Raw genomic sequence first — 6068 nt, 5'->3', positions numbered from 1 at the left:
CCGCTCCGCGCGCGGCACCTCGCGCAGGCCGACGGAGAGTGCGGGCAAATGCGCCCTTGCCTTGCCGCACCTGCGCAGGAGCGCGGCGACCAGTAAAGGGCCCAGCCATTGCTGGCGGTCCAGCGGCCGGAGTGTTTCCCACGCGTCCCAGGCGAGGAAGGCGGTAACGACGGGCGGCAACTCCTCCCCTTTCAGGGCGACGAGCCGCGCGCGCCATTGTTCGACAAGAGCCTCCTCGTCATGGTCGGGGTCGCGCAACAGCGCGAAAGCGGCGGGCGAAACCTCCGCCTGGCCGGGATCCGGCTCGGCGGCGGGCAATGGCCAGGGTGCCACAGCCGGTGCGAAGCCCTCATCCCTTCCTGTCGGCTCCTGTCCCGCTCCGGCCAGGGTTTGACCCGCCCGGGCCAGGACGGCATCGATCTCGGCCAGTTCCTCCGCGAGCGCGTCGTTTTCCGCCACCTCTGCGCCAAGTGTATCGGCATCCCCTTCAGCAAACTCCGCTTTCGGGACTGCCGGGGCTGCACCCCCCTCCCCTTCCCGGCGCCTCAGCGCGGCAAGTCCGCCCGGCGAGAGCGCCCAGCCCGGCGCCCGGTCGGCGATGCGGCGTCGCGTGCGCAAGACGTCATGAGCCCGGGTGACCTCGTGCGTCGGCGCCCGTGCATCCATGCGACCGTCATGAAGCACCAGTTCCTCGACGTGAACGAGTTCTCCATCGAGCCACAGCGCGGCCGCCGCGTCGGCGAAATGCTGCCGGGCGCGAAAACCGTCGCCGCAGGGGCTGTGGGCCACGCGCGTGTCGAGACGCGCCAGGAGATCCTCTGCCCGTGCCAGTGGCTGCAGGACGTGCATGAGGAACTGATCGAGCGATTCGCGGCGCATGAACCGGAAAATAGCACATCATTAACCAGAAGCTAACTCGCTGTTTGTTTCCGTCACTCGGGATCGGCCCAGGGCACTCCTTTCCGGATGTGCGGGTTCTGGATCAGCGGCATTTGCCGCAGCTTCTTTCCGCAGCCGGGCAGAGAGCAAGGCACGCAGCATCGGCTCCGGCGAGAAGCCGCCGATCGTGGCCCGCTTCGAAAGGCTGCGCAGATATGCGCCGGGAGATTTCAGCTCCTCCGCCCGTTCCAGCATGGCTGCGATCACGATGGCCGCATCGATGTCTCCCATGGCATGGCGCGCCTGGAACCAGGTTTCGCCGGAGATGCCGAGCATGGTGCGCACGAGATCGGCGGCCTTTGCAAGATCCCGCCAACCCAAAATGCCGCCCGGCGCGTAATCGGCGATCCGCGGACAGGCGGCAAGAACGGAGGAAAGGGCAACCGCGGGCTGCGGCGCGGGTGTTTGTTTCGGCTGATGTCCGGCGGGGCGCTCGCTGCGTTGACAGCTGTCAACTTTGCCGGAGGAGGTGTCGTGCGCGCGGTCGGCGGATTCAGGAACCTCTATATTATACTTATAAGAATCCTCTGAATCGGATCTCTCTATATGGCGCTCACTTTGCGCGTCATTGGCGCTCACTTTTCGTGTTTCAGCGCCTTTCGCAGGGGTTTCATCCGCGTCGTTGACAGCTGCCAACTCCGGTGCCGGCGCACTCGATAGCCACGCTCTCTCGATCTCCGCACGCAAGGCAACGAGCTGCCCCTTGCGCGCTTGGAGCGTCTCGGCATCGGTGTTGCGGCCGAGCCGGCCGGAAAGCGCTGCCAGGCGCTCCTCGAACCGGGCAAGGTCGAGCGCCCTTCCCTCCGCGCGTGCTGTCCGCAGGAGGGCTGAGATATCGCGCAGATGGATGGTCACCTCGCTTCTGAGTGCGCGGATGGCGGCGGTCCGTGCTCGCGCTTCCGCTGCCAGGCGGGCGATCTCTTCTGCCCGGACGGCGAGCGGCGAAAGGTCGAAGCCGAAGGCGGTCTCGATGCGGCCCTCGGCGTCGCGGCAGGCAAAGCGCTTGCCGTTGGCGCTGTCCCGCCGCAGGACCAGACCCGCCTCGACAAGGGTGACCAGATGCCGCCTCAGCGTCGCCGGCGCCATGCCGCGCGTGCGCAGGGAAAGCTCCGCATTGGATGGAAAGACGATGAGCGGACGGCCCGCATCGAGCCTGCGTTCGGGAAAGAAGCTCACCAGCGCTTCCAGGACGACGATGGTCCGATCCGACAGTTGAAGTGCTGCGCGCGCCTCGGTGACGGCGCGGATGAGTTGCCATTTGTCATGGCCCTCTTTCCCGCCCTGCTTCGAATGCTGGGCTTGCGCTGCCGCACCCTGATCCCGCAACGCCTGGCGGGCCCGAATCACCCGTTCGTTCACCGCAAATTGGGCACGAACCAACCCTTTCCCGCCAAATGGCGAGACGGCAAATCTCTCCGACATGTCTCCTGCCTTTCAATAGGCAAGAAAAAGCCGTCACCGGAGCGCGCCGATGCTTGACATTACCGGTCGGAAGTGATTCTTTCAGATTGCTACATCGAAAGGGGCTTCCGGAATGGCGACGTTCTGGGGGCCTTTTTCTTGCGCGGTTTTCCTCTTCGCTGACTTCCTCTCTTCACTCCGATCTCCGCCGCGGCCGGGCCGCCGGCGGCATGGCTATTTCTTCACGTTGCGCTCCTTCTCGAAGCGGGTGGCCAGCTCCGGCAGGCGCTCGGCAATGTAGTCGGCAAGCCCCGGCCAGGCCGCTTCGTCGAACTCCAGCTTCGGCCTTCTGCCCGTGCGCAGGTGCGCCAGCACCCTGCCCTTGCCATCCGCGATCTGTCGCGGCGTCTGTCTTTCCGTGCGTGCCGCCTGTCGCCGTGACACCCGTTCGAAGACGCGGTTGAAGCGCTGGTCCGAGGAAAGCTGCCTGAAACCTTCCGATGTGATCTCGTCTTCGGCGATCACCTCGGCGGCTTCGCGTTTCAGGAGTTCGGCCAGCGCCATCCAGCGCTCGCGGCCGGCCTTCGGTGCGGGGCCGATCGCCGCGGCGATGCGGCCGGGCACCGCGCCGGCAACGGCAAGCAGGCGGGTGATGTCGGCCTTGTGGACGGAAAGCGCGCGCTGGGCGACGCCGCGGTCGAAGCCATAGCGGATCAGTGCCTGGGCGAAGAAGGCGCGCTCGATGAAGGAAAGATTGCGTCGCTCGCTGTTCTCCTTGCCCTGGGCGAGCACCAGTTCCTCGTCAGCCAGCCGGCGCACGACCGCCATGACCGGCTGATTGAGCCGGGCGGCAGCGCGCACGCGCCGATGGCCGTAGGCGACCTGATAGCGCTCCGGCTTTTCGGGATGCGGACGGACGAGCACCGGCACCTGCTGGCCGTTGTCGCGCATGCTGGCGACCAGCGCCTCGAAGTCCTCGTTGCCCGTTTCCTCACCGCTCAGGCGATCGCGCACCGGCGAGGGATCAATCAGATCCGGCGCGATCTCGACGACGCGTTCGCCCTTGGCGAGACTTTCCTTGATGGCGCGCGCCTCGTCGATCTCGCGCGACATCGTGTCGAGCGAAAGCCCCATCGCCTTGACGGCGCCGGAGGCGCTGCGCGGCGGCGTGGCGGATTTCGTCTCCGGCGCGGGTTCCGCCGGTGCCGGTCCGGGATCGGCGTCGGCGCGCTGGGGAGGGGCTTCGCCGGGCAGGGGCCCGCCGCCGAAAAGCGCCTTCAGGTGGTCCTTGCGCTTGCTCATGCGCCGCCTCCCTGATTGCGGCCCCAAGCCTCCAGCATGAGGCCCTCGATCTCCGCGTTGACGGCTGTCAACGCCTCCATGGCGCGGTCGTAGGTGGTGCGGGTGAAGCTGTCGCGGCCAACTTCGTAGAGCGTCTGCTTGGTCAGGCCGGCGTCGGAAATCGCCGTCGACTTGACCATCGGCGCCGTCAGCACCCGCTCGCCGAACTGCGAGCGCAGGAAGCCGACGATCTGCGTCTGCGGGCCGTCATTGGGCTCGTAGCGCGTGACGAGGTAGCGCAGGAAATCGAAATTGAGCGTACCGCCCGCCGCGCGCACAACCGACAGAAGGTCGGCGGTCATGTAGAGGAACTGGCTCATGGAGGCGACGTCCAGCATCTGAGGATGCACGGTGACGATGACCGAGGTGGCCGCGCAGAGTGCCGAGAGCGTCAGAAAGCCAAGCTGCGGCGGGCAGTCGATGACCACCACGTCGTAGTCGTCCGCGACACTTGCCAGAGCCGCCTGGATGCGGGCGAAGAAGAACCCGTCCGGGCCGGATCCGGCCTGGCGCTCGGCCAGCATGCGTGGGGTGGTGTGCTCGAATTCGTGCAGTTCCAGATTGCCGGGCACGAGGTCGAGCCCGTCGAAATAGGTCTTGCGCAGGATCTCCGACAGCGGCCGGCGCTCGTCGTCATAGCGGATCGCGCCGTAAAGGGTGTCGTTGCCGGACAAATCGATTTCCGGCTGGTAGCCGAAGAGGGCGGAAAGGGAGGCTTGCGGGTCGAGGTCGACCGCCAGCACGCGATAGCCGGCAAGCGCCAGATGCTGCGCCAGATGGGCGCTGGTGGTGGTCTTGCCGGAGCCGCCCTTGAAGTTGGTGACGGCGATCACCTGAAGATGCTCGCTTTCCGGCTCGCGCCATTTCACATAGGAGCGGGCCTTGGGCAGGTTGCCCTTGGCGCGGGCCTGCTCGGCCAGATGCCGGCGCAGGGCGTTGATGTCGGCCAGCGAATAGAAGCGCCGCCCGCCCGATCCCGTCTCCGGCTGCGGGCCTTCGCCGGCGATCGACAATTGCCGCAGATAGCCGTCGGAGACGCCGATCAGCCGCGCCGCTTCGCCGCTGGTGAACGTGCGCAGCGCCTTCTGCGAGGCGGGAGGGAAGACGCGGTCGCGCAGCACGCGCAGCTGGCCCGACAGAAGCGCCGCATCGGCGGCGATTCGTTCGTCGGCTGCCGGTGTCTGCGCCTCCGTCCGTTCCGCATTCTTGTTCAACATTCGCCTTCCTCCGGCCCTGCGGCCTTTCTCCTGTCCGGCGGCGGCAAAACCCACCCCGCCGGTCGACACCCGTCAACCGAACACAGCTTACCGGCACGCAACAGAGCGGGGATAAAATTCCCCCAGGCCGCTCACAAAACGGCAACCCCTCTACACACCGCTACACTACCGCGATTCGCCCCGAACGGGCGAGCCGCCTACGCCGGCCGCCGGACATGCCCCCGAAAGGGTGCTCACCGGGAAAAACCGGCACTAACGAGACAAAGCCGCCATTGATGGCTTTTGCAATCGGTTACGCTACGGACCCTCAAAGGCGGCTTTTTCCGTAGCTATTGGAATAGCGCCGGCCGATTCCGTCAAGAAATTTTTGGTTAACAAGAGGTTAACGCGTTCCGGCCGGTGCCGGAACGCGCGGAAAGCCATTGAATTTACGGGGAACTTCCGGGGAGGGGAGGGCGCGCGGGGCTTCGCCCGATCCTCGCAGCGCGCTCGTTACAGCCCGCGCATCACCTCCGCCGTGATCTCGAAGGAGCGCAGCCGCGCCCTATGGTCGTGGATCTGTCCGGTGAGAATCACCTCGTCCGGCCGGTAGCGTTCCAGGAAATCCGCAATCGTCCGGCGGACCGTCTCCGGCGATCCGGCGGCGGTGCAGGACAGCGCGTGGTCGATCGCCGGCAGCATGGCGGGATCGATTTTTTCGGAAATTTTATCCACGGGGCGGGGCAGGGGACCCGGCCTTCCGGTGCGCAGATTCGCGAAGGCCTGCTGCATGGAGGTTTTGAGGTAGAGTCCCTCCTCGTCCGTCTCGGCGGCGAAGGCGTTGAGCGCCAGCATGAAATACGGCTTTTCCAGGTAGGGCGAGGGCCGGAAGGTCTGACGGTAGACGGCCAGCGCCTCGTCGAGGGCTGCCGGTGCGAAATGCGATGCGAAGGCGTAGGGAAGGCCGAGTTGCGCGGCAAGCTGCGCGCCGTAGAGGCTGGAGCCCAGGATCCAGACGGGCACGCGGGTGCCGGCGCCGGGAATGGCGCGCACCTTCTCGTCCGGTTGTGGCGTGTCGAGATAGGCGATCACCTCCTCAACGTCGCGCGGAAAGCCCTCGCCCTGGTCGAGCCCGCGCCTGAGCGCGCGTGCGGTCGCCATGTCGGTGCCGGGCGCCCGGCCGAGCCCGAG

General features: G+C 66.6%; 5 protein-coding genes. All 5 read right to left on the bottom strand.

Annotated features, from left to right (window positions below; genetic code table 11):
* Positions 1-879, bottom strand: an 879-nt coding sequence (locus ACFP9U_RS23125) for an RHE_PE00001 family protein (RefSeq protein WP_378625064.1), incomplete at its 3' end; no start/stop codon positions are given.
* A 21-nt stretch (positions 880-900) separates the two neighbouring features.
* Positions 901-2361 carry a plasmid replication protein RepC gene (repC, locus tag ACFP9U_RS23120; RefSeq protein ID WP_378625063.1) on the bottom strand — a complete coding sequence of 487 codons (1461 nt, stop codon included), beginning with the start codon at positions 2359-2361 and terminating at the stop codon, positions 901-903.
* A gap of 213 nt (positions 2362-2574) precedes the next feature.
* Positions 2575-3642: a plasmid partitioning protein RepB gene (gene repB / locus ACFP9U_RS23115; protein ID WP_378625061.1), complete on the bottom strand. Its 1068-nt coding sequence runs from the start codon at positions 3640-3642 to the stop codon at positions 2575-2577.
* Positions 3639-4898, bottom strand: coding sequence for a plasmid partitioning protein RepA (gene repA / locus ACFP9U_RS23110; protein WP_378625060.1), 1260 nt, complete (start codon positions 4896-4898; stop codon positions 3639-3641). The genes repB and repA overlap by 4 nt, the downstream gene beginning before the upstream one ends.
* Positions 4899-5390: 492 nt before the next feature.
* Positions 5391-6068 (bottom strand): MsnO8 family LLM class oxidoreductase (locus ACFP9U_RS23105; protein WP_378625058.1); only part of this gene is annotated, 678 nt, incomplete at its 5' end.

Source organism: Nitratireductor sp. GCM10026969 (genome assembly GCF_042660605.1).
Classification (GTDB): Bacteria; Pseudomonadota; Alphaproteobacteria; order Rhizobiales; family Rhizobiaceae; genus Chelativorans.
The sequence above is the reverse complement of the archived record's forward strand: the minus strand, read 5'-3'. Positions and strand labels throughout refer to the sequence as shown.